The sequence below is a fragment of the Arthrobacter sp. 9E16 genome (genome assembly GCF_002929435.1).
Lineage (GTDB): Bacteria > Actinomycetota > Actinomycetes > Actinomycetales > Micrococcaceae > Arthrobacter_B > Arthrobacter_B sunyaminii.
This window is the reverse complement of record NZ_PJIU01000007.1, coordinates 1-25181: the sequence shown is the minus strand read 5'-3', so window position 1 is coordinate 25181 and position 25181 is coordinate 1. Positions and strand designations below refer to the sequence as shown.

General features: G+C 57.7%; 19 protein-coding genes and 1 pseudogene. 16 read left to right on the top strand and 4 right to left on the bottom strand.

Translation table 11 applies throughout. The features are described from left to right. Positions 1–1108 precede the first annotated feature (1108 nt). A complete protein-coding gene (locus tag CXR00_RS17765) occupies positions 1109–1729 on the bottom strand; it encodes a hypothetical protein (RefSeq protein ID WP_104056368.1) in 621 nt (206 codons plus the stop codon). Between the two features lie 406 nt (positions 1730–2135). Here CXR00_RS17765 and CXR00_RS18150 point away from each other — a divergent pair. The 3 genes and pseudogenes from CXR00_RS18150 to CXR00_RS17750 all read left to right on the top strand — a co-directional run. Next, a pseudogene (locus tag CXR00_RS18150) lies at positions 2136–2246 on the top strand (transposase); the annotation flags it as partial. A gap of 568 nt (positions 2247–2814) precedes the next feature. After that, positions 2815–3654 (top strand): hypothetical protein, encoded by an 840-nt coding sequence (locus tag CXR00_RS17755; protein WP_104056363.1) that lies wholly within the window; start codon positions 2815–2817, stop codon positions 3652–3654. Between the two features lie 481 nt (positions 3655–4135). Next, a complete protein-coding gene (locus CXR00_RS17750; RefSeq protein WP_104056362.1) occupies positions 4136–4426 on the top strand; it encodes a hypothetical protein in 291 nt (96 codons plus the stop codon). Between the two features lie 394 nt (positions 4427–4820). Here CXR00_RS17750 and CXR00_RS17745 read toward each other — a convergent pair whose 3' ends face one another. Further along, positions 4821–6179, bottom strand: coding sequence for a hypothetical protein (locus tag CXR00_RS17745; protein WP_146068705.1), 1359 nt, complete (start codon positions 6177–6179; stop codon positions 4821–4823). Between the two features lie 650 nt (positions 6180–6829). Between CXR00_RS17745 and CXR00_RS17735 the strand changes: the two genes are divergently transcribed. The 5 genes from CXR00_RS17735 (at position 6830) to CXR00_RS17715 (ending at position 10898) form a co-directional block, all read left to right on the top strand. Beyond that, complete coding sequence (locus CXR00_RS17735) at positions 6830–7504, top strand: hypothetical protein (protein WP_146067289.1); 675 nt, start codon at positions 6830–6832, stop codon at positions 7502–7504. Positions 7505–7513: 9 nt separating this feature from the next. After that, complete coding sequence (locus tag CXR00_RS17730; protein ID WP_146067288.1) at positions 7514–8326, top strand: hypothetical protein; 813 nt, start codon at positions 7514–7516, stop codon at positions 8324–8326. A 227-nt stretch (positions 8327–8553) separates the two neighbouring features. Beyond that, complete coding sequence (locus tag CXR00_RS17725) at positions 8554–8973, top strand: hypothetical protein (protein WP_104056352.1); 420 nt, start codon at positions 8554–8556, stop codon at positions 8971–8973. A gap of 596 nt (positions 8974–9569) precedes the next feature. Beyond that, positions 9570–10175, top strand: coding sequence for a recombinase family protein (locus tag CXR00_RS17720; RefSeq protein WP_104056350.1), 606 nt, complete (start codon positions 9570–9572; stop codon positions 10173–10175). Between the two features lie 240 nt (positions 10176–10415). Continuing rightward, entirely contained in the window at positions 10416–10898 is a 483-nt protein-coding gene (locus CXR00_RS17715) for a hypothetical protein (RefSeq protein WP_104056348.1), read from the top strand. A 38-nt stretch (positions 10899–10936) separates the two neighbouring features. On the opposite strand, the gene CXR00_RS17710 is transcribed toward CXR00_RS17715, so the two are convergent. Next, entirely contained in the window at positions 10937–11302 is a 366-nt protein-coding gene (locus CXR00_RS17710) for a hypothetical protein (protein WP_104056346.1), read from the bottom strand. Positions 11303–11585: 283 nt separating this feature from the next. Here CXR00_RS17710 and mobF point away from each other — a divergent pair, with 283 nt between their 5' ends. Next, positions 11586–16193 carry a MobF family relaxase gene (mobF, locus tag CXR00_RS17705; protein ID WP_104056345.1) on the top strand — a complete coding sequence of 1536 codons (4608 nt, stop codon included), beginning with the start codon at positions 11586–11588 and terminating at the stop codon, positions 16191–16193. 131 nt (positions 16194–16324) lie between these two features. Further along, positions 16325–16924 (top strand): hypothetical protein, encoded by a 600-nt coding sequence (locus CXR00_RS17700; RefSeq protein ID WP_104056343.1) that lies wholly within the window; start codon positions 16325–16327, stop codon positions 16922–16924. A 14-nt stretch (positions 16925–16938) separates the two neighbouring features. Here the strand turns inward: CXR00_RS17700 and CXR00_RS18805 are convergent, their stop codons facing one another. Continuing rightward, complete coding sequence (locus CXR00_RS18805) at positions 16939–17442, bottom strand: M48 family metalloprotease (RefSeq protein ID WP_368783725.1); 504 nt, start codon at positions 17440–17442, stop codon at positions 16939–16941. Positions 17443–18428: 986 nt separating this feature from the next. Here CXR00_RS18805 and CXR00_RS17690 point away from each other — a divergent pair. The 6 genes from CXR00_RS17690 to CXR00_RS17665 all read left to right on the top strand — a co-directional run. Then, positions 18429–19481 (top strand): cupin domain-containing protein, encoded by a 1053-nt coding sequence (locus CXR00_RS17690; protein WP_104056339.1) that lies wholly within the window; start codon positions 18429–18431, stop codon positions 19479–19481. Between the two features lies 1 nt (position 19482). Continuing rightward, positions 19483–20661 (top strand): FAD-dependent monooxygenase, encoded by a 1179-nt coding sequence (locus CXR00_RS17685; protein ID WP_104056338.1) that lies wholly within the window; start codon positions 19483–19485, stop codon positions 20659–20661. 53 nt (positions 20662–20714) lie between these two features. Then, the gene (locus tag CXR00_RS17680) at positions 20715–21638 is read left to right on the top strand and encodes a fumarylacetoacetate hydrolase family protein (RefSeq protein ID WP_104056336.1); all 924 of its coding nucleotides are present in this window, start codon (positions 20715–20717) and stop codon (positions 21636–21638) included. A gap of 40 nt (positions 21639–21678) precedes the next feature. After that, entirely contained in the window at positions 21679–23079 is a 1401-nt protein-coding gene (gene leuC / locus CXR00_RS17675; protein WP_104056334.1) for a 3-isopropylmalate dehydratase large subunit, read from the top strand. Between the two features lie 15 nt (positions 23080–23094). Beyond that, positions 23095–23688, top strand: a complete 594-nt coding sequence (gene leuD, locus CXR00_RS17670) for a 3-isopropylmalate dehydratase small subunit (RefSeq protein WP_104056332.1) — start codon at positions 23095–23097, stop codon at positions 23686–23688. Positions 23689–23867: 179 nt separating this feature from the next. After that, a partial coding sequence (locus tag CXR00_RS17665) for a CaiB/BaiF CoA-transferase family protein (protein ID WP_104056330.1) occupies positions 23868–25181 on the top strand: 1314 nt, incomplete at its 3' end.

Below are 25181 nucleotides of genomic sequence, written 5' to 3'. Positions count from 1 at the left end.
ACTCAGTCACTGAGTCTGTGAGTCTGGGACTCTGATGGCCTGTGAGTCAAGTTGGTTGTTGATATCGGCTCCTCCACTCCAGGGCACATTGTGCACGCACGGTGAATGTCGTGTCACCACTGTGTTCGGGCCGGTGTGATGGGACCAAGTTCTGGCCGGGGGAGAGTGCATTGCGGACCGTTAGATGCGCTGGGCCGGAAATGAACGGTCCTGAGGAGTACCCGACGCCAGTTCGGTTGGTAAGTAGAGCCTCGGGGACTCGGTGAGTCTGTGATCAGTGGAGATAGTGCCGAATCACGGGGGACTCCGGCACCCAGACTCTGTACGTTTGGGTCTGGGTGAGCGAGGGAACGCCGCCGGCTATTGGGAAACTCAGCCACTGAGTCTGTGAGTCTGGGACTCTGCTACTGCTCCGATCCCCATGTTCTTCACCATGGAGTGGATTATTACCGGCCGGGTTCCGGCCCCCGGCTGTCGCCTTGAGACGGTTGCGCGTCCACACCACCCAGCGCCAGCCAAGCCCCGCAGTGGTCAGGTCTGTCCAAAAGATAAAGCCCTGCGCTTCGCTTCGGACTGAAAGCCTCTTTTTGCCTTGTGGGTGGCTGGGTATCTCCGTCATACAAGGCCACCGATGGTAGCCGTTCGGGGGCCCGTCCAGTCAATCCACGCGCCCGAACGCCGGCACGCGGTCGCTGGCGCTCCCTTATTTCGCGCCGTCGTTCGGCCACTCTTCGGGATTGACAGTCCACCCTCGACCGGCTGAATCGGTGGGGGCCTCGCATGGCGGGGCAGGAAGGAGGTGTGGCTAATGAGCATCGACCAGGCGCTGCAGCTCACTACCGCGGTAGTGCAGCTGGCAACGGCAGTCGTGGCTCTACTCACCGCACGACGCGTGCTCTTAACGAGCAAACGCTTCCGAGGGCGAACTCGGAAGCGTAAGCGACGTGCAAGGAAGTAGTCACACAACCCCCGGTGGTCGTGACCGCAAAGGTTGCGGCCACCGGGCTCCTTCTCAGTTTAAGCCGCTCATCGACGAAAGGAAACAGTGATGGAACTACTCAACCTGCTCCTGGCGCTGCTCGCACTGGGAGCCACGATAACCGTCCTGCTAGCGATCGATCGCACCAGAGGAAACTAGGAAAAAGGTTGCGATAGTCAGAAGTCCGAGAACAACCAGTTCCACCATTAGTACTGTCAGGAGGAGGCGAAGACGCTTGCGAGCTCGCTGCGATTGGATCTCTTTGGTCGCATCGCTTACGATTTGAAATTTTGTATCGATCAGTTTCGGTTCTTCCCAGCTGCATAATGCTGACCCATCGACAAGGAGCCTCACCGTCGTGGGGACCCCCTTCTTTAGCAACATCGGTCCTATTGCAATTGATTTTCGATCTTCACTAATTTTCACAGGTTCACCCTCCCCGCCAGCGTGGGCGAGAATCGGGGTTTCACACTTCATAACCATGGGGTTGGCCGAATCGAACCTATCGGAGGGGACGTCAAACATGCCTGTGGCTTGGACGGAAACATCGATGAAGCGGGGGTCCTTTACCTCTTGGCCCGCGTGGGAAATAGTGATGCCATCGAAACCGTCTGCCTCCTCGGAGATGAACTTCGTTTCTTTCGTGGACAGGGCCACATGCCGGCGTGGGTTTTGATGCAGAAACGCCACAATGGCGACAACAACACCGATGATCGCAACAACTACTCCGAATACAACACCAGAATCCATTCTCAAATGAAATCACGTTTCTAGCGGCCTGGTTTCGCCCGGGGGCTTCAACCAGGAAACGGGCGTCCGCTGCGCGGCCGGCTCTTTGGCCCGGGGCGCCCCTTCGCAGAGCTCCGGACCTCCCGAACCTGATCTGTCTACGACGGTTTTTTGCTGCTGTCCTTATGTTGTTGAGCGGGTGGTTCCGGGGCAGTTGTAGTGTCTGGGCTACCCAGGGGTGGTGGGTATGGCTGTTGCTGCTGTGCCGGGCGCTTGTCGTTACGGCTTCGTAGGATTGGCCGCCTGCCGTTCCCGTGATGGCCCGACCGCTGATTGAGAGACGCGACTGAAGCTCGCTGGATAAGGACACGACGGCGCGGTTATCTGCTGGGTTCTACTGGAGATGACGAGTTGATTGGAGGCTGCGATAGCGCAGCTGTGGGCTGGTGTGGATGCGGGTAAGACCCATCATCACTGCGTGGTGATCGACGCGGACGGGACCCGTTTGTACTCGCAACGGATCGCGAACGATGAGAGCACATCTAGCCCCTCCTTCGTCGGGGCCTGCGGCCCGCAAATTTTCCTCCGGCGCTCCTGCGTCGCTGATTCCCTCCGCAAATTTTCCGACCCTTGCCCTGGCGGGTAGACAGGCCTGCGTCGGGCACAGCTCCGCAAGCTTCGCCAGCAGGCAAAAAACAACTGTGAGTCTTATGGTGGCTGGTCTGGGACTAGCTGGCAGTGTTGATGCCGGTCGTTCTATCTGGCGCGTGACTCGAAAAACCGTTCCCGTATGGGCCAACGATCCTCCGGGTTCACTACGGCCGTGTGGAATAGGACGATCCAGGGCCTGCAACGGGTGTACAGGTGCATTCGTCTCTACCGTCCGAAAATGCTTGGAAAATATCTATGCCGCGCGAATTTCGCTCCTCAGCATGAGCCCCCACAAACCCACCCCCCCCCACACCCCCATTCATAAAGTTGTCGCAGTGGTATAGCAGATGCATCGCATAGGGTGTCGCCATGATCTAACAAACTGGCACCTCAGAGCGTCGTTTCGCTTGAGACGATACGTTGCTTTGATGGCCTATCTAGGCAATCATGAGTGCATGAACGAAACAGAAGAGATTTTCCTCGAATATAAGGACCAACCTGCAAGTGACACCAAGGCGACTCGCCTGGACCTCTTTGGTGATGCGAAGCGTGGGTTTGTAAGAATCCGTAAGGATTTCGTCCAGCGTGAATCAGCGCCTCGCCCGTCTGTCCTTTCGGAGCTTGTGGTCGGACGCAAGGAGCGGGCATTGGACCTTCTTCTAACTGTCCACGCTCTCTCTCCTATTTTGGAGGGAACACCGCTGCCCATCGCCACCTGGGCGCGACTACTTCACTCCGAGGAGCGTCCTTGCACCGATCGTGCCATTCACTCATCACTGCGCGTCCTCAGTCAGATGAATCTACTTTCCGTCACGGGGGCCAAAACCCAACCCGAGATTATTCTCTATCGCGAGAACGGTGACGAGACCCCATGGATCAAAGACCCTAAGGCACAGTCCAAATCTGATCTGGGAAGGGGATTCTTCACAATCCCTTTCGATTACTGGACTGAAGGGATCATTGACCGCCTTAGGATGCCAGGGAAGGCCATGCTCCTGATCCTGCTCAAGGAGACACAGGATCCGAATGGTCCCAAGACGTTCACGATGCCTGTGGAGAGAGCTTCATCCTGGTACGGGATCAGTGAGAGAACTGCGGAACGCGGATACCGGGAGCTGGCTAATCAAAAAATCATTGCACAGCACCTTCAGAAGGTTCCGGATTCTAGGCATCCAGCCGGCCGTCGAGAGATTTACCATCGCGCACTGCTACACCCGTACAGTACGGCAAACCGTGAACAGCTCCGGGTTATGGCCTATGAAGCGGCAAACAGTGACACAACCATAAGCGTCTAGAAAGCAAAGGAGGTTCTGAAAGTTGCGGCAGATCTTTGAAACGAAGTGGTGACGTGATCCTTCGGGATTCACGAACTCTGACCCCACCAAGTGCATCCTCCGCGCGGATAATACCGCTGAATTTCCGTGATCTGTCCGATAAATGGTTACAAGAGGGTAACGATTTAAAAGAAAAAGCACCTCCGCGCCTTTATGGCACAGAGATGCTGGTATTATGGGACTTGTGTCATTTTCGCCAGGCTGCAACCCGGCGTTTGACTACAAGTAAATCAATCAACTAACTACACAAAGTCCCAGCAAGACAAGACAAGAAAGGATGCTCACCGGTAGATGTTCTCTTCAACTACGTATAACACTACACGCACGGTAGGTCCACAGCCAAATTTTTGTGATGTAAATCACATTTTTTGGCAGATGGCCGGTCTCCCTAAGGGAGCGTGTCCTCCTCTCCTGTCTTTGAACCTGGGCAGGAAGAAAGACAATGTCCGAGAAAGACAAGCACCCCGGAGTGCTGGCCAAGGGCCGCAACCCCGGGTGCAAGAAGAATAAGCGCAAGACCCAGAGGCGCCAAGAGAACAAGCGCAACTGGCGCAAGTTCCGTAAGCGCTTCAGGAAAGGCTTCTGGCGTGTGGCCCTCAAGGTGGCCAAGAGGGCCGGCCAAGCGGTGGCTCTCCTCCTTGTGTGGATAATCCTCCTCGCCAGCTATTGGGGGGCGACCGCCGTTGGCCTACCTATAGAACCCGTCATGGAGAAGTTCTTGTTCCTAGACTGAACAGACAGTTGAATGCCCGTCCACTGCTCGACAGCGCAGACGGGCATTCAACCGTGTCCGCTCGCGCTGGTGTAAATCGCAGCAGTGGATGGTCTGCCGCTGGATGTGCACGAATACGATGGAATAAGAGACACCGACGAACGAGACATGACGCGCTAGGAAAATTTATCTCGTTATCCGTGTCCCAATTGCCACGGGTGCCCACCGCGCGCCCGCTGACCGGGAGACATTGTGAGCTCTCAGACGGGTGCTCGACGGCCTGGCAAAGTGCAACTGCTTGAAGCTCACCTCCTCATCAGGAAAAACCAGCCCAAATGAACACCCTGAGGACTGTGAAGCGGCAGCAGGTACGCGGGCCGGTCTCGCAGCACCATGTCTCGGATGACTACGCTCGCTAAATCCATAAAGGATGAATGAGATCAAGCACATTGCCATCTGTTAAAGCGCGCAGTTCGGCGAAGCCTGAGCACTGAGATTGGCTGAGACCACGTTCTCGGACGCTCCGTGCGAGGTCAAGTCGGTCGGGATTGATCCTTGGATTATCGAAGAAATGCCCATCACTCAAACGTTTCTTCACAGTGTGAACCGAGACACCAAGCTGTTTAGCGATTTCCTCTCTGTTGTTTCCCTCGTCCTGGAGCTTCACGACGTCGGCGCATTCCGCGACCCGTTGAAGCATGCTCGCTCGGGACCACTCGTTCACGCCGGCCACTCCTCGGGTGCGGACACCTCGTCGACGTAGCACGGCTGACACTGCGCTGACGCTCATGCCCACTTCTGCTGAAATTTCGGACAGAGACAGCCCATCCTCCGCGAGCCGTGCCACTAAGCTGTTCCGGGATTCATTCGCCTGTTTCCGATGAGCCGTTACTCCGGCCTCTTTCATCACCTTCCGAATGCGCGTTTCCGAAATGGAGATTTCACTGCTTGCGTCTCGCACGCTTGTTCCACCGCGTACGAGGTCGAGTGCCTTGGCGTCAAGCTCCCGCGCAATACGCCACCTGATCTCAGCCTCCTCGTGGCGGGCGTTTCGGAGCATGAGTTGAATACTCCGCGGCATCGCCTCCGCGTACGGCAACGTAGGCAATCCAACGCCTGGAAACCGATCGTGCAGTTCTAGGAGCTCACCAGCCGTTTCATCGGTGAGATGAAAACCGGCACGGGCGATCCCTTGTCGCGTTTCGTGGCTGAGCGCTGTCCACAGCTCAGCAAGACGGGATGCCTGCTCTTCCTGATCTTCCAACTTCTCGTCGTACATTTGAGTGGTGGGTCGAAGTACAACAGCTTCAAGGCAGTCCCGTTCTGCGATTGCATTGAACGTGGACCGATAGAAACCGGGAACCATGACGCGATACCCGAGGGAATTCAACGAACGCACTCTCCAGTGATGATGGGCAGCGTAGCTGGCACTTAGGTAACCAATACGATTCCCATTCAAATCAACTGCGAGAGCGGTGTGATCAAAAGGATTGCCAGGTTCGGGCACTAGCTCGAAGTTGTCTTTATAGATTGCGCCCGAGCGTTCCCGGTGCTTGCGTGGTTGTCCATACTGAGTTCCAACCACTGGCATCCATAGGCCGACGATTTCATCGTATGGTCGGTCGTCGTAGGGTTCGATTTTTTCTGCTTGCTCCCAGGACACCAACAGCAGGCTCGTACCCACCCTTGGGTACTCTCCAGGCTGACGTTGATATCTCTGTGAGCATAGCAACCGCCATTCCTGCCGAGCTTCCGCAATTTCTGCGGAAGACATCCCTTCCGTCATATGTGACCAACGAGGGCTACCGAGGAAACGCTCAGCGTGTGGTGAAGCGGCAGTGGGCATCGGAAAATCATATAGTCCTTGCTCCCTAGACGCCGATAGACACTGAAACCTTGGCGCTACGTCGAGGGGACGGGAACGAATCTGTGCACGAAACCGCGTCATGGAGGAAGGGTCTAAAACGATCCATTGCGACCCGAAGGTTTTGACCCAGGAATAGCCGCGTCCCCTGGCGGCGCAAACCAAGTACGAAACATGCATCGCCGTAATGCGACGATGTGGCGGATTTTGACCCTCTGGTATGGAACAGGCAAGGGACCAGCAGGGGGACGGCGAGCCCGTCAGCGCTGCGGTTTCGCTGGGATTTGCGCGCGTGTATCGACTACGCATCAGAATCTTGAAGGCCAGCGTCAGCAGCTACTTCGTGGAGAACACGTCTGGCATGGCGCCAATGCAGCTCGACGTCGACCCATTGGGGTGCCTGAACGCAAAGTGCCCGTGATTGCGCTGTTGACCGCCTCTTCTCAGCACAATCTCGCATCCCAATCCAGTGGGCAGCGGAAATTTCATGGAATGTCTGCGCTCCCTCTTATGCTGGCCGGTGAAGAGTGGTGTGGAACGAGTGGTGCGGGAGGACGTTTATGAGCGAGATGGCAGGAACAATCCGGGAGAGGGAACAGGCAGCTGTCAGGGCCTTGAACGAGCAGGAAGACTACGTGCGGCGGATGGGCCACCTCAGTGACCAAGAGCTGACCCGGCAACTCATTGCTACCCTCCGGCAGGAGAAGATCAGGCTAGACCGGTGGATTGGTTCCGGCGATTGTTTCGTTCTGTCCGTCGCTGGCAAGGTTCATCTCCCGCAATGCCCGAGCATGCGGCAGTTCATGGATCGGGACGCCGCTTGGGAGCCCTATCTGAATGATCTGGACAGGGTCCGCGACTGGCATGGCAGCGACAACGCCCCCGATATGCCCACCTTGCTAACTCGTGCCGAGGTGGAGGGCTTGAAGGCCTACAAGACGTGTTCTGTCTGCGCGCCAACGCTGGACCATACCGATAAGCGTCCTGGTCTCCGCGGTTGGACGGTCATAAAATGCGGCAGCTTTAAAACTAAGCACTTCGGTAAGGTTTTCAGTTTTGTCGCCGGTGAAGAGATGGGTGTCCTGACCCGGATTTCTACGGTGGAAACCATAGAGGGTATGGAGTTCCGAGCTGAGTTCGACGCGCTTGATGATCCCGTCACCGATCCTTCGGTGGAAGTGATGTATCCAACGCCCCGCCCCTCGACCTGGCCGCCGCTGGATGAGAGAAATTAGCCGCAGATGATGGCGGTCTACGACATTCTTAACGCGCCTGCTTTTAGTAAGAAATCCAGGCACGGCAAGTTCATTTATGTGTTGATGTTCAATGCTGCCGGCAAGAGGGGTGTCCCGTTCTACGTGGGTCAGTCCTCTGGTCTCACGTCACGCTTCGGTAGTCATCAGATGATCATGTGGCACTTAGCCAAGTTTGATGCTCCCGCGCACGTCTGGATTGCGGGGGAGGTCTCTGCTGTCAAAGCGGATTTTGCCGAGCAGGACCTCATCACAAGACTCAGCAGCGCCGGCTACCGGCTGACCAACAGGACTATCAGCCACAGCAGGGCGAAGAAATTTCAGCAGCAGGAAGGACTGCTGAACCTCACCGCTGATCAGATTAGGGCTTATCTGTGCAGAGATTTTCCGCGAACGAGTGTACTTGCCGGCTGGACCAGCAAATGGATCCCGGCACAGCCGGGGTATGTGAAGGCCGGGACGGCACTGGCCACGAGTCAGGTGGTTGATTATGTTTCGGCGCTGGAGTACTCATCAGTGCTCGTGCGGAATGTATCGCTCGCTATTGCCCAAAACCATGATCCGCTGATTGGGTACTCCAGGCTTGTTTTCAAGGATGCTATGCGTGGGGTCCCGGGAGCGGGCAAGGTCTACAACCATGCGCGAAAACTGACCTGGCTCTGGTTTTTCAATCGCGCAATCCTCCCCGACCATCTTCACGATTTCAGGCTCACAACCAAACACTTGGCAGAAGCAGCAAACTCCCGTAGCGCAGCTCATCCTCGTGGTGTACAGGACGAGCTACGAAGCTCTCCGAGTGATTAGCCCCTTGCCGGGGTTGCTGAGCTAGTCGACGGCACCTTCACCCGGGTTAGGTGAGATGGCGCCCTCGTTCCCTTTCTAGGCCTGCGGGAATCTTTACCCGCTCGAGTCTGTCTCCGGAGGCGAGCAGTGTGGAAGGCACCTTTGAGCTCGGCCCGGAGTGCGGCAGATAGCTCCTATGCACTTCTGCTCCGTGCGGGAGCGCGGTCCTGCTTGAGTAGGCTTGGGGCATGGAACTTTGGGGCGTGCTTTTGGGTGCGGCAATCGCAGGCCTGTTTGCTTTCGTCGGGCACTACTACAACAGACGAACCGAGCACCGGCAGTGGCTTCGGGGTGAGCGCCAGGAACTCTACAAGCGCTTCATAACGCACTATCAGCACATGGATCTGTTGATAACAGAGTCAGAATCCAGGAGGTGGGAGATGACGGATGGCCTTACAGAATGGCCTTTGTTTCCGAGTCAAGAGTATATTCTGCTCTGCCCGAAACGGACCTCCGATGGCATCCTCCAAACCGTCAACCTGATAGTTCTGCTTCGCGACGATATCGCCCAAGGTAAGCCACCGGAAAGACTTGCAAGGCGGCGCCGCGAAGCACGCAAAATCTACGAGATCGCGGTTAGGGCCATGAAGCAGGACTTGGGAACGTGAACGATGTTGTCTGTCTACAGAGACCTAAGGCCCTCCTATGCGCTTTTGCTTCGTGCGGGGCCCGCTTACGCAGGTTGAGGGGGTGGAACTGGTGTTCGCCAGTGTGGTTAGTGGCTACCGACACTTAGCCGCTAACCAGCGGTACAACTCCTCCAGCAACTCACCCAGAGGATTTTATGAGTTGCGTTGTTATCTGATCCGACTTCCTTACTAACGATTCGTGGGCACGAGGTTGATTCGGGATGGCGTCGATGAAGTGCTGCATGTGGTCCCGTCCCGCCATGGTTCGGTCCAGCCACTGATCGTGGAGGTCTGTCGCTACGATCACCGGGGTTGGGTAGTGGATTTTAAAACATCTCTCTCCTGCCTGGGTCGGGGAATGCGGCTGAACGAAAAGGACCGTTTTCGTGCTCGCTGAGGTTGCACCTAAAGTGGGACATCAGATTCCCTAGCTTCCGCAGGGCTGATGCGGGCGCTGGTGCACGGAAATGTGCACGAAATACCGTTGCACGTTTCGCGGTACCCTTGCGAGTTCCGTGCAGAAGGCTAGGCTCCAAATATCTACATGGGAACCACAGCTGACGGACCACGCTCTTATGACTACTCAGAACCTCATCGGATACGCAAGGGTTAGTAGTGCTGAGCAAACCACTGCTCTGCAGGAAGACGCACTTATCGGGGCAGGCGCCGTGAGGATCTTCTCCGATAAGGTTTCCGGAACTTCCAAAAACAGACCAGGCTGGGATGCCTGCCTGGATTATCTGCAGCCCGGAAACGTTCTTGTTGTGTGGAAACTTGATCGCGTTGGACGCTCGACCGCAGAGCTCGCCCAGATTGTCGTTGAGCTGGGAGAGCGCGGCATTCACTTCAAGTCGCTGATGGAGATTTTCATCGATACGACCACCGCTGACGGGCGGCTGGTTTTTCACATCTTCGCTGCCCTGGCCGAGCACGAACGAAACAGGCTCATCGAACGTACTCAGGCGGGCTTGATTGCCGCACGGGCGCGCGGCCGGATCGGTGGACGGCCACCATCGGTCACCGATGCTCAGCTGCAGCAGGCCCACAAGATGAGAGCCGAAGGGATGAGCATTGTTGAAGCGGCGACGATTCTTCGGGTCGGACGCATGAGCCTCACCCGCGCTTTCCAACGAACAGCGGAGGAAGAAGTCAGAACATGGTCAAACTCTTCCTCGGGATAGTAGTCGGAGGGATATGGGTTAACTATCGCGTTGTCCGAGCGCTATTCGTTTTGATCCTTCGGTTGTTTCCTCTGAAGGAGCGACCGAGAAACAGAGTCGCAGGAGCCTTAAGTCTGTCATTTTGGCTTGCTTGTGTCTGGATTTTTTTCCTTGCGGCAAAAGTACCAATCTGGGCGCTTCTGGCCGCCGCCGCTGTCTCTGTCTGGCTATTTTTTGTCGTAGTCTGAATGGAGGGGAGGCGTGTACCTGTCCGACCTTGAAAGGTTCCAGTCCTATGTTTTGCGCGGGCCCAGAGAAGATAGCTGCTGGATCTGGCTCGGCGCTGTAAGCGATGACGGATACGGAAGGTTTTGGGTCAAGACTCCTGGCGGACAGAAAGCCCTCAGCGCACATCGCTTCGCCCTGTCAGTCATAAACGGCGGGATGGAAGGCATCGAGGGACTGGAGTCCCTTCATCATTGCGACGTTCCCATGTGCGTGCGGGCGACAGAGGATGCTCAATCACATCTGATCTTAGGTACGAGATCCGAGAATATGATCGACCGTGCCCGTAAGGGCCGGCTTCCTTCGGCGGCAGCAATCAAGTGGCGTTACCTGCCACGCGCTGAACAGGCGGCTCGAACCAGGTCGCTGCGCGATGAGCTGAAGAGGAACGGTTGGCAGGACCAAATAGTCCGTCAACTCATCTATGGGATCAACGCAGTCGACCCCACCCTGTTCTGAGAGGTACTGATCGCAGGGAGTGTGGAGGGCCCAGCAAACTAGCCGCCGGCAGTGGTCTCAACCGTACCCGCGGCCGGCTTGCTCTTGCCCAATATAGATCTAACCCCGGTCGACGTGAGGTCGAGTCGCTGGGCAATCTCAGAAACAGAGAGACCCTCGGTCTTCATCTCAATTACGACGTTTGCCTGCGCGATCTTCGCTTTCTCCGTATCGGCTTCGACCTTGGCACGGAGCTCTCTTATCCTGTCTTCCCCGGCGGCCCTAATCTGGTCTTCGTCACTGACAGCGACAAAGAAGCGTTCACCAAGCTTTAGCAACCTCTCTTGTCGCGCCATCGAGGCCGCTGCAGCCTTACGTGCCCGCTCTCTGGCTTCCAGCATTGCCGAGCTCTTGCGCTGAATCATGGTGCCCTTAATGGGGAGGCCGAGTGATGCCTCTATTGAACACCACGGACAAACCTAACGGTCACCAGAAAGTCCGCGAGTCGGACTGCCATTTGGGCCCTCAAGCGGTCCCGGCACTGTTTGAGGATTCAGTGTACTCCTGAAGGGTACTCCTGAAGGTCTATCACGCTTCTTGGATGCAGGCGCAGAAAGATTCAGGATTCAGGGCCATTTATCGCCACACCTCATGCATCCTGATGATTGAGGCTAGACACGCGTACACCCGACAGCAATAATCGCAGCCATGATGACCGTCCATAAGCTCAGCGCTGGGGACGGGTACGCCTACTACACTTCCGAGGTCGCTAGCGCCGACGAGCTGCGCGCCGGCGACCGGGAGCTTGGCGACTATTACACGGTCGAAGGAATGCCGCCCGGCCGATGGGCAGGGCACTCTATGGAGCTGCTGGGGGTTTCCGGTGAGGTTACCGGGGAGCAAATGGCAGCCCTTTTCGGCGAGGGACTGCACCCCGACGCCGCCAGACTTATGGCAGATGGTGCCACTGAAAAGGAAGTGCGGCTAGGACAGAAATATCATCGCTACACGGACGCAGACACGGAGCTAACGAGACGCCTGGAGGAGGAACATGCCAGGGTACGCAGGCTAACCGGCAGTGACCCTGACAAGGCAAAGATGCATGAAATCCGCGGTCGGGTCGCCGGGCAACTATTTCGTGAGAAACATGGCAGGGACGCCCGAGACAACCGGGAGCTGGCTCGGTTTGCAACAGCACAGACTACGCCGAGACAGCAGACAGTCGCCGGATACGACCTTGTTTTCTCTCCCTCAAAGTCCGTGTCTCTGCTGTGGGCCCTTGGCGGTGAAGAGGCACGCAAAGCCATCGAAGCGGCACACCACGAGGCGATCGCAGAGACGATCACCTTCCTGGAGAAGAACGCTCTCTACACCCGGCGCGGTAAGAACGGGGTCCGCCAGATCGATGTTGAAGGTGGTCTGGTTGCCACCCAGTTCCGGCACTATGACTCCCGCAATGGGGACCCCCAGCTGCACGACCACGTCGTGATAGCTAACAAAGTTCTCGGCGCCGACGGGAAATGGTCGTCCATCGACGGACGCACTCTCTACAAGATGAACGTCGCTGCTTCGGAAACGTACAACTCGAAGGTGATGGAGAAGGTCTGCGCCGAGCTCGGGGTTGCTGTTGTGGCCCGCAAGAGCGGGGGAAACGAACCCATCTATGAGTTGGCGGGAATCGACCTGGACGCCATCCATCACGCCTCCTCACGCAGAACCGACATTGCGGGAGCCATCCGACGTCTTGAAGCCGAATTCACAGACAAGCACGGATATGTCCCTTCCGAGAAGCAGAAGATTGCCCTGGCCCAGCAAGCGACACTGGAGACCCGGCCGGCGAAAAAGGACGCACGCAAACTTTCAGATCTGGTCCACGAATGGCAGAAGGAATACAGCTCTGACCTGGGAATGCCGGTGGGGAACAATCTGCTGGAGAGGATACGGCAGGCGTCGAGACGGGCTGCGGCACCGGTGGACATGCATGCCGTGGACGTTCACGAACATGCACGGCTGATCGTTCACGAGCTTTCCACCAAACGTGCCACCTGGGGGAGGAACCATGTTCTGGCTCAGGTCCACCGGCACCTAAAGGAATCTTTTCCGAGCAAGACAATGCCCGATGAACTGGTCGAAAAGATTACCCGTGCAGCGACGGCCACGCACAGCCTCAGCGTCACCTCCACCGCCGTCCCTTTCCGGCTTAGAGAATTCGCCCGAGCGGACGGGAGCAGCCAATTCCGGCAGGCTGAAAGCACGCTCTTCACCTCGCGTGAAGTGCTTCAGGCAGAACATAAAGTTCTGGCCGCAGCGCAGCTCACAGTCATACCGGCGGTGTCCGCTGAACGCTTCTCAAAGGTTCTGGAAAAGCACCTGAAACAAGGACAGACACTTAGCGAGGGACAGATTGAACTCGCTCGCTCATTCACAACAGGGGAGAAGCTCCTAGCGCTGGGAATCGGACCAGCCGGTGCCGGCAAGACCACCAGCCTTGCCCTGGCCGCTGACGCCGCTCGCGCCGGAGGCGGCCACATTATCGGGCTTGCCCCGACCGCAGCGGCTGCGGCTGTTATGAGTACTGACCTTGGAGCCGACGCAACAACGATCGACAGTTTCCTTGCCTCCCATCGAGTCGAGGACTCCCAGTCCGTGGGCCCGCGGCTGCGAACCGGAGACGTCATCATTGTTGACGAGGCAGGCATGGTCACCACCACAAAGCTGGCCGAGGTCGTCTCCGTGGCCGCCCGCCATGGTGCCGTCGTCCGGGCTATCGGAGACGACCGCCAGCTGGGTGCAATTGGGTCAGGCGGCGCCCTGCGGCTGTTGGACCACCAAGTAGGAGCTGTCCGGCTTGAACGGGTACATCGGTTTAGAACCGAAGGCGAGGCCGAAGCCTCCCTGGCGCTCAGAGAAGCCCCCGCCTCCGGCGCCGACGCACCATGGCAGTGGTACATGGACAACAAACGGATAGTTGCCGGGGATAGCGACACCATGACGGATGCAGCACTGAGGGCCTGGATGGCCGATACAGCCGCAGGCAAGAACTCCCTGCTCATTGCAGGGGACAACGCAACAGTCACCGACCTCAACGCCTACGCCCAGGCCGCCCGGATCGCGACAGGAGAGTTGGGAAGGATCACCGAAAACACTCCCTCCGTCGTGCTGCGCGACGGGCTGCGGGCCTACGCCGGTGACACTGTCGTGACACGAAAAAACGACCGATCACTGCAGCTGAACCGAGGCAAGGACTTCGTTAAAAACAACGATGTCTGGACCGTGGAAAAGATCACCACGGCCACAGCGCAACAGGGAGCCGAAGACCGGCCAGGCAATGAGCTGGTCACGCTGCGCCACAGCGGTCACAACGGACGGATAACCCTTGACGCGGGGTACCTGCAAGACCACGGTCAGCTTGGTTACGCCGCGACGGTCCACCGTGCCCAGGGAATCACGGTGGATACCGCCCACGCGATCCTCAGCGAACGCAATGACAGGGCGGCCGCCTACGTAGCCGCTACACGCGGGCGGCTAACCAACCGCCTCTACATTGCCTTGGAGGACGGACAGGAGAGAGACGATGTGCTCAGCGCCATCGCCGGCGCCTACGACAGGAACCTCTCCGCGCATGAAACCGTGCGCACCGAGGCCATTCAGTCCGGAGACCTCGAAAAACTCGCGACCGTCTATGGTGAGGTGGAGGCAGCTGCTTGGACTGCTAAAACCAGGACCATCGCCGCTGAGGTAATGGGGACGCGGACGGCCGCTACGTTTACATCCCGCGAGGCATGGGGTGCGGTTGCTGCACACCTGCGCACCGCCGAACAGGCCGGCCTTGACCCCGCCAAAATCTTGGCCCAAGCAGCAGAAATCAAGGACCCTGGGGCCACCGATCCGGGCGAGTTGCCGGGGTTTGAGAACGCCATCGATCCGGCAGCCGTGCTGGCCTACCGGGTGGAACACCGCATCGAAAGCGCTTCCCGTCTAGTACAGAACGCTGACAGCCGGCCGCTCGGATCACTCTCAGACGAACATCTCGCCGGCCTCGCTAAACGCGCCTCCGTTTCGGGCTTTGACACGAAAGCCACCGGCCAAGACATGCAATGGACGACCCTTCCATTTGCAACGGTCCCAACCCAAGTACTGAAGGATGCCAGAGCCGATACTGTCCGCCGCATAACCGACAGGGGAATTTCCGGCGGCCTCGTTCCCGAAAGCATGAAAGACCAATGGATGGTTGAGGCAATGGGGAAGGAGCTGCACCGACGCACCGGACTCGCTCCCACACAGGCTGCAATCGAGCGGGCCACCCGGGGTGAGGACCCGCGCTCAGCTCACGAGATCAACGTTAGCGAGGCAATCACCTACGAACGGCGACTAAGGCAAGTTGCCGGACCAACCCATCCCCACACTCTTCCCGGCGGCCCAGGCAAGGGAATCAGCGAGGACTTGGCTCCTAGTGGACTCATTCAGGATCCGCTGGTTCCGCCAACCTACCGGACGGAACTCGAACGGTTACGCGCTCACCTGAGCCACCGAGTAGCGATCCGCGGGGCCCAGCTCGCGGAGGAAGTCCCGGTCTGGACAAAGAACCTTGGCCCGGTTCCTTCACACAAAGCAAAAGCCACCGAATGGCACCAAGTGGCTGCAGAAACTGAGGCCTACCGCAGCCGATACAACATCGGAAATCAGGAGCAGGCTCTTATCCCGCCGCAGTACGCCGATGACCCAGCCGCCAAGCGGCTCATCGCCAGGGCCACAGCACTGCATAAGCACTCCAAGCTGACGACGGCGCCGCCGCAGACCGCTGAACAAATCCGGCAGGGAGCTGACGAAGCCCGTATAGCCGAGCGCGTCACCACAGCGCCGGCTCCGGCCGAGCAGGTCATTGACCGGTTGCGCGGTGAACGGGCGCACAGCGGCGACAAGCTGCCCCAGCCGCAACAGCGCGAAGCCGCTGTGGTTGATGCCATCCAGGCGGCAGACGCCGCTACCGAAGGCGGGACCGCTGGCGCTATTGCACGTGCGGTTGCCAAACACCGCTCAACGCAACAAGCGTCCGACCAACCGTCAGCCCCAGCTCCCGGTGCCTCGCCGGGGGTACTGCAGAAGGAGACTAAAGTGTCAGAAACCCAACAGCCCCCGGCACGCGCAGCGGAACCAGGAAGCAGATGGGGACGTAAGCAGGCAGAAGCCATCCAACGGCGGAAAGCCGCAGCAGCGGAGCTACAAGCAAGGAAGGCTGACAGCTCGAAGGCCGACGCCACGGCAGCGGCCCGCCGCGCCGATCAGATCAAGCGTGACGGCGGGCGTTCGCTCTAGGCACGGGTGGCGGCCTGTCCGCCGGCAAGAACATTCCGGCCAAGCGTCGCCGACCCGGAGTGGAGTTCACTCCGCAGTGTTACCCGGCGTGCGGGTCGAAACGACAGAATGGATAAGGACCATGGAAGAGAATGGCTTTGCCGGGCGGAACAGGCCGGCACCCGAACGTGGCTAGCGAAGAGGTCGAGGCAGAAGATACCAGTCTGCTGGTGAGGCTGCTACGCGAAGTTCAGACAATCGTCTCCCCAGCAAGTGTTTTGGAAGAACGGTTCGCCACTCAGCGAACACCTGTGAAGCAGCTTTTAGCAGCTTCAACAACGTCTCGGATTCATGAGAACCGGTCCGAGACGGTGGCCGAACGCCTCCGCAAAGTCATAGAGATCAAAGATGACGGGGACCTGCGTCAGGCTTATGAGAAATACGGCCCCTCCATGGCCGAACGCGAGATGAAGGTCGGACTCAAAGCGTGGACCTCTCTTATTGAGAACGGCGGGCCCGCTAGTCCTTATTTTCTGAACGGTCTTTCCGAAGTAGTCACCGGATCGTCGGAGTATCTACTCACCGATGACGAACAGATCATTCGTGAGGTGGAAAACCGTATCCGCGCCGAGAAGGCCCTATCCCTTGCCGGCGTAACCGGCTTCGGTAGCAGCGGAACGCCAGATGCGGGAGCACTCCAGGCCTTGGCCGAGCTCGTCCAGAAAAGATTGGGCACTGCCGAAAAGGACTGAGTAATATCTGAAGCCTAAGGGTCGCAGGGCCCCTCTGCACCATGAGGAAGATGTTTTTTCATTAGGTTTATGCGGTTCGGGTGAGAAGGGTGAGAGCGAAGTGGCCACAAGATCATCTGGATGAACCTCTCGGCCAGAGAGGGTGAATGGCGAGCACTGTTGGTGAACGCAAAGTATTCTCTGGCTCCTCTAACGTCGCCCATATAAGCCGCGGCGAAAATGTCCGCGCGACGTTCATCTGCACGGCGCAGGGAACCGAACCAGATCAGGGCCAGAACAAGAACTCCCATCGACATCCCGCGAAGGAAGCCCCATTCATCGGCGTTCCCTGAAAGATCTGCCACAGCCCCTGCCACAGTCGTTCCCAGGCACAACAGTGCGGATATCAAGGCTGTTGTCAGCACCGTTAAACGAAAATGCTCTTGAAAGGTGTTCCTGGTGGCCGCGTGGCCGACTTCGTGCGCAATAAGCCACCTGAGGCCGGCGGGTGGACAACTCTCTACGACCCTGAGAGGCATATTCATCTCGTACCCATACCGATGTCTCTCAGCTCTCATATCAGCAGTGACGTTGTCTCGGGAATTTTTGAGGTTAGCTACGATACGAATTGCTGGGAGATCTATCCCTGCGGACGCGCAAACTTGTTCCGTTTCAGCCCTAACAATCTTTAGTGCATGATCTGCTGCCTGGCCCGTCAGCTCCGGGTATTACTTTCTGCCTCTCAGCACTGGCATTTGAGCCTTCTATCCAAAGCCACGGTGGCTCCCTGGGCTAAAGTCTGTACGCATGAGTTCACGATAGCCACCCCACAATCGGATTCAGCAGCCAAAACTGGAGTTGTGGGCAGAAAGTGCGTTCAAGCAGGACCCGACGCCGGCTTCGATCAGGCAGGTGGTGAATGAGTGACGTAGCGAGTGGATGTCCAGGGCCGGTGTCAGTTCTTCGCTGGAGCGGTTGCACACGAGGTTCAGAGCCGACTCTGAACCTTGGGTTCAACGTTCATGCAGAGAAAGGCACTTCTGTCGGTGGTTAGGGAGGCTGCGCTCCAGCTAGTCGGCAATGATCCGCGCAACCAGCTCTGAAAGCCTAGGGCGCCGGGCTTTCGGGGCGATCGACTGGTCTTGTCACAGCTAACCTGCGGGGCTCCCTTGTCCGACAGGATTCAGGGCCAAATCCACGTGGGCGAGCTCTTTCCTCATTGCGTTGCAGCCCCCAGCAGCCGGCCGCCCACATGCAGTGTCGCTGTCTGCCAGCGCGGCAAACGCTGCAATCCCAGATCGCAGCCCAGTAGGGCTTCGGCTAGTTCTCAAAAATATAGTTCGTACAACTTTGGCTTGAAACAACCAACATCAAGGTCCCCTGCTAGACCAGTGAAGGTAGTGGCGGAAAGCTAAGCTTTTCGCCCTTGACTAGTGGCGTAGATCACAAGTAACATTTAGTTCGTATACATGTTGTTCCGTCAATGCGGCATCAACGATGGACCAGATTCGATGGGAAGTAAAAGATGGCCACGACTAGGTATGTCTCCAGTGACGCGGAAGTTGATGCGCTGTATGCTTCCGCTGCGGAAAATGACCTTCAGCCACTATGGGAAATGAAGGGCCTGCTGACACCACAACCCAGGGCGAAGGCGATTCCCTTCCGGTGGAGAGTTGCAGACCTCATGGATCTGGGCCGCCGTGCGCAAGACCTAATCCCTATTGACAGGGGTGGTGATAGGCGGGTTTTTGCGTTTGCAAATCCGGGCCTAAAGGGAGCTCCCTACGTTTCAAATACGCTCTGGGCCGCTGCTCAGTTCCTCGGACCAGGAGAGCTCGCGCCGGCACACCGTCACAGTCCGGCCGCGCTGAGGTTCGTAATGGAGGGCGAAGGTGTCTGGACCTTGGTGAATGGTGATCCCATCCACATGGGTCGCGGAGACGTAATTCTGACTCCATCGTGGAACTTTCACGAACACCATAATCCCGGTGACAAGTCCATGGTTTGGCTGGATGTGCTGGATCTTCCCGTAGTCGAGTTTCTCGAAGCCATTTTTTTTGAGGAGGGACCTTCGGAACTGGTGGACAGGAAAACTGATCCACGTTCTGTTTCTGAGCGTCAGTTCGGGCAAGGGGCCGGCATCGTACCTTCGGGTTCGAAAGGAGTAATGAAGGGTAGCCGGCATTCGCCGCTGCTGGTCTTTAGATGGGCAGACGTAGATTCGGCCTTGGACGCGCTCCTGGAGATAAAGGGTGGCGGTGATGCGCAGATACGCTACCAGGATCCGGTCAGCGGCAATGATGTTATGCCCACTCTTCGCTGTGAGATGCGCAGGGTGGTGCAGGGGACCACCACCGGCGCGGATCGACAGACTGGGTCACGCGTCTGTGCAGTCCTGAGCGGCACCGGACACGTGCAGGTGGATGATGAGGTCTTCGACCTCCAGCCAGGCGACGTATTCGTCGTGCCGTCATGGAAGAGCCAGCAGATCAAAGCCGACACCACGCTGGACATATTTACTACCAGCGATGCACCTGTGTTAGAGGCCTTGAAGATCTATCGGGAAGAGGCAAACTAGCGTGACAAAATCACATTTCGACACGCTAATTATCGGTGGCGGGATCGGTGGGCTTTCGACGGCCCTCGCAATGGGCCGGGCCGGGCGGCGAGTACATCTGGTGGAACAGGCAGAGGTGTTCTCCGAAATTGGCGCAGGTCTGCAGCTGGGCCCGAACGCTACACGCTCTATGGATCGGCTGGGGATACTGGAGGACGTCCTGGATATCGCAGTTCGGCCTCGAGCCGGGATTGTCATGGATGCTGTCTCTGGAGAGAAACTCACATCCATAGACTTTGGGGATGCCTTTACTGCTCATTACGGATATCCCTATGTGGTCGCGCATCGGCACGATCTACTCGAGATCCTCGTGGCGGCGTGTCAGGACACTCCTAGGGTAACCCTAGAAAACAACAGGTGTGTCGTCCAGGTTACCGATTCTCACGGGGTGGCCACGGCGACCTTTGACAACGGGGACAGCTACACGGCAGATGTCCTCGTTGGAGCCGACGGCATTAGATCACGCGTGCGTCAGTTGCACGATGACAGCGAACCGCTTTTCACCGGACACGTGGCCTACCGAGGCACTCTCCCAATCGATCAGATAACTTCGAATGTCGAAACCGACGACATTATCCTGTGGATGGGCCCCGGGATGCACCTTATCCAATACCCCGTTCGACGTCGGGCCCTCTACAACCAGGTCGCTGTCTTCGAAAGTCAGTGGTACGCCCAAGGTCGTGACGACTGGGGGAGTCTCGAGGAACTTACCGAGGTCTTTGCTCCCGCCTGCAAGAACGTGCAAGACTCCCTTGCCTTGATCAAAGACAACCGGAAATGGCCCATCTTTGATCGTGATCCGATTGAATCATGGAGCACCCCCCACACTGTGTTGCTCGGGGACGGGGCTCACGCAATGCGTCAATATCTTGGCCAGGGAGCATGCCAGGCTATGGAGGATGCGCTGGTGCTGACGCGTGCGCTTGACTCTAACAACGATGTCTCTCTCGCCTTCAAGAGTTATGAGTCTGCGCGGATTGAACGTACAACGCGCTGCCAACTCGCGGCTCGACCGTGGGGCGACCTTTGGCATACGGACGATTCCACGACCCTTGCACTGCGGAACAGAGTTTTCCAGATGCGGGCCGAGAACGATTATTCCGAGTTCGACTGGCTGTTTGAGGATCATGTTGGAGATTAATCAACGGGGCTTCGCCACACGATAAACGCATTTCGAGACGAAGGAAGAGGAACATGAAGTTTGCCTCGTACAAACATGAAGGACGTGCAATCGCTGCAGCTGTTACCGGCCCGGCAGTCCGCGACTTGACGCCGCTGCTTGGCGAGATCCACTCGGGCATCAGCCCCATGCGGAGGCTCATCGATCTCCTGGGCCAGAATGCCCTGGACTTTTCCAAGATCGGAACGTTGCCTATGGTGCCGATGCATGAACTCACGATTTCGCCTCTGGTTCCGGATCCCGGAAAGATCGTTGCTGCACCTGTGAATTATCACGATCACCAGGAAGAGATGAAACAACTTGGTGATGTCTCTGCGCTCGGATTTTTTCTCAAAGCGCCGTCTTCCGTCCTGGCCGATGGCGGCACTGTCCAGATTCCATATTTGGACCGCCGCTTTGATCAAGAGGGGGAACTTGCGTTTGTCGTAGGAAAGCAGGCCCGACACGTGTCGGTCGAGGATGCCTTGGACCACGTGGCCGGCTTCACCTGCCTTCTGGATATCACGATGCGAGGTGGAGAAGATCGGTCGACCAGGAAATCATTCGATACGTTCACCCCTGTTGGCCCCTTCCTCGTCACGCCCGATGAAGTGGGAGAACTTTCCGGATTGACGCTGCAAACTCGCGTGAACGGCGAGATGCGCCAGGACGCGGACATCAAAGATTTGATCTGGGGCGTACCTGAGTTCCTTAGTTACGTGTCTTCAGTGGTGACGTTGCACCCCGGGGACATAGTCACGATGGGTACGCCGGCGGGAGTCGGGCAGATCAACAACGGGGACATTGTGGAGGTGGAAATAAGCGGCGTTGGTGCTCTCAAGGTCGCTGTAAGTGACGAAGACGCGGTGCTTTGCCCCACATCTGGAGCAAGCAGCGGGCCTCAGGCGCCGCAAGAAATCACGCCCGTACGCCAGCGAAGTGGCTTGGTTCGGGACTAGCGACAATCTCGGTCCGCCAGGACCTGACAGGAACTATTCAATGGGATGCACGCTCGCAGAAAAAGTGTGGAAAAGTCATGTTGTCCATCAACAAGACGGTTCCCCCGACCTCCTCTACATTGACCTTCATCTAGTTAACGAGGTGACCAGCCCCCAAGCCTTCGAGGGGCTGCGGGCTGCCGGCCGCAAAGTTCGCCAGCCGCAGCTCACGCTCGCTATGGAGGACCATAATGTCCCGACGATCGGCGTCAACAAGCCGATAGCGGACCCAATTTCAGCCTTGCAAGTGCAAACGCTCCGGAGCAATTGCGCCGAGTTCGGAATCGCGCTTTTCAATATGGGCGACCCGGACCAAGGCATTGTTCATGTCGTCGGCCCACAGCTTGGCCTGACGCAGCCTGGCATGACAATTGTCTGCGGCGACTCGCACACTTCGACGCATGGGGCTTTCGGCGCCTTGGCATTTGGCATCGGAACGAGTGAGGCCGAGCATGTGCTGGCCACACAGACATTACCGGCCAGTCCGTTCAAGACTATGGCGGTCAATATCGAGGGCGAGCTCCCGGCAGGGTCGACCTCCAAGGACGTGATCCTTGCCCTCATTGCTCAGATTGGCACCGGCGGTGGACAGGGATATGTTCTTGAGTATCGAGGCAGCGCCGTCACAAAAATGTCCATGGAAGCTCGAATGACGATGTGCAACATGTCCATCGAAGCGGGGGCTCGTGCAGGTCTCATAGCACCGGACGCTACGACGCTTGATTATCTGAGGGGCCGACTGAAGTCACCCGATGGCGCTGCATGGGATGCGGCCAGCGCATATTGGTTGAGCCTTGTGACGGACAGGGATGCCGAGTTCGATGCACAGGTAAACCTCGACGCCAGCCTCATCGCTCCGTTTGTCACATGGGGCACGAACCCCAGCCAAGGCGTGCCCATCTCCGGGTCGGTACCGTTTCCCCATGAGTTCGCCGACACCCGTGAGCGTGCTGCGGCGGAGCGGGCACTGGCGTATATGGGGCTTGAAGCCGGCACACAGATGCGGGACGTGGCTGTAGATTCCGTCTTCCTCGGTTCCTGCACCAACGGTCGCATAGAGGACCTTCGCGCTGCAGCTGCTGTCCTTGAAGGTAAGCGGGTCAAAACTGGAATGAGGATGTTGGTGGTACCCGGGTCAATGAAAGTTAAAGCCCAAGCAGAGGACGAGGGATTGGACGAGGTGTTCCTGAAAGCCGGCGCAGAATGGCGTTTTGCCGGCTGTTCAATGTGCTTGGGCATGAATCCCGACCAAGTCCCATCAGGGGAACGTTGCGTCTCCACGTCAAATCGAAACTTCGAGGGCCGACAAGGTGCGGGGAGTCGGACACACCTCGTGTCACCCGTAGTCGCCGCAGCCACTGCCGTCCGCGGGACTATTTCCTCGCCCTCTGACCTTAACTAGTGATTAGGACAAATCATGAATAAGTTCGACACGCATGTGGGCACCGGGATCCCCCTTCGCCGAAATAATATAGACACCGATCAGATCATTCCGTCGCGATTCGTCAAACGCGTCAGCCGGTCAGGTTTCGAGGACGCGCTGTTCGCCGAGTGGCGCAAGGAACCTGGGTTTATTCTTAATACTCCCCCCTACGGCGAAGGATCGATCCTTGTGGCTGGCCATGACTTCGGGATTGGCTCGTCCCGTGAACATGCCGTGTGGGGGTTGCTGGACTACGGAATCCGCGTTGTTATTTCCCCCCGCTTTGCCGATATATTCCGCGGGAACTCCGGAAAGGGCGGCCTCGTCACCGCCGAGGTTAACGAAAAGGACGTCGAGCTCCTGTGGGAATTACTCGAGCAGCGGCCCGATACCGAAATTACTGTCGATCTGCCAAGTCAGATGATCACCGCTGCCGGCAGAAATTTCCACTTCGACATCGACCCTTATGTAAAATGGCGGCTCGAGTTGGGCTACGACGATATCAGCCTCACGGAGCAGCACATCGGCCGTATCACCGAGTACGAAAGAAAGAGGCCTTCCTTTCTTCCCACCTGCAGTTTTTCGTGATCCGGATCTAGTTGAGGTTTTGAGCGATCTCTACTACTGCGGGTCCGAACTCGCGGACCAGATGCTGAAGGAACAACACTACGGAACCCTCTCACGGCTACGACGAATCGAAGTCAACCGGCCTGCAATCTTGTCTCGCGGAGCGATGAAGCTCCAAAGGCATTAACGAAAGAGGAAACATGACAACGGCCCGCATTGCGCCCCTGGACGGTGTGCGAGTACTCGAATTGGGAAACTACATCGCCGCACCGTCGGCTGGCAGGTTGCTCGCAGACTTCGGTGCAGAGGTCATCAAAGTGGAGCGGCCTGGAACCGGGGACGAGCTACGTAACTGGCGGCTGCACAAAGGCGACACATCCATGCTGTACCGCACCATCAACCGAAACAAAAAGTCCGTCGTGTTGGATCTTCGCAGCGACGCCGGGAGGCAGGCGGTGCTCGGGATCGCGGCGAAATCGGACATACTTCTAGAGAACTTCCGGCCGGGGACGCTTGAAAAATGGAATCTGGGCCCCGATGTACTCAACAAAGTCAACCCGGAACTCATCATTACCCGCATCTCTGCCTTCGGACAGACGGGTCCGCTTTCAGAGCGACCAGGCTTTGCCGCCGTGGCCGAAGCCTACGGAGGATTCCGCAACTTGGTGGGAGACCCTGACCGCCCGCCCGTCCGCGTTGGCGTCTCGATTGGTGACTCCATCGCTGGACTGTACGCCGCCTTCGGTTCAATGATGAGCCTCTACCAGCGGGAAGTAGGCCACCGGGACGGTTTCGACGCCGTACCGCTCCGCGAACGAATCATCGACGTAGCGCTCAACGAGGCGATGTTTTCCATGATGGAATCACTTATCCCCGACTACCAGGCGTACGGAGTGGAAAGACAGCGTACAGGCGGTCGGATGGAAGGAATCGCGCCCTCCAATGCCTATTCCTGCAAAGATGGCTCCAGCATTGTCGTGGCCGGTAACGGGGACTCCATTTTTCAGCGATACATGGAAACCATAGGGCGTCCGGACCTCGCGGCAGACCCTACATTGCAAAGCAACGCCGGCCGCTGGATCCGCCGCGGAGAACTCGATGATGCCATTAACGCGTGGTCAGGAGGGCTCGAAGCTGCCGAGGCCCTCGCGGCACTTGACGCCGCAGGTGTTCCCGCCGGCCCCATATATACTGCCGCCGACATCAGCACCGATAGCCAGTACGCCGCCCGGAACATGATCCAAAAGTTCGACGTTTCGACTGGTGAAGAAATCCTTAGCGGCGTGGGTTTCCCCGGCATCGTTCCGGTGATTGGCGAGCAATCGCTTCCCATCCGCAACCTCGGCCCGGACCTAGGTGAAAATACGAAAGAAGTTCTCGGAGGGCTCCTGAAGATGACCCTGGCAGAGATCCATGCAGCATCGGGCCCCAGTGCCGGCTGTCTTTTCGGTGACCGTTCCGCTGATGAGGGTCGGCATCACCTCGACGGTACTGCTGTATCTGATGCTCTCCAT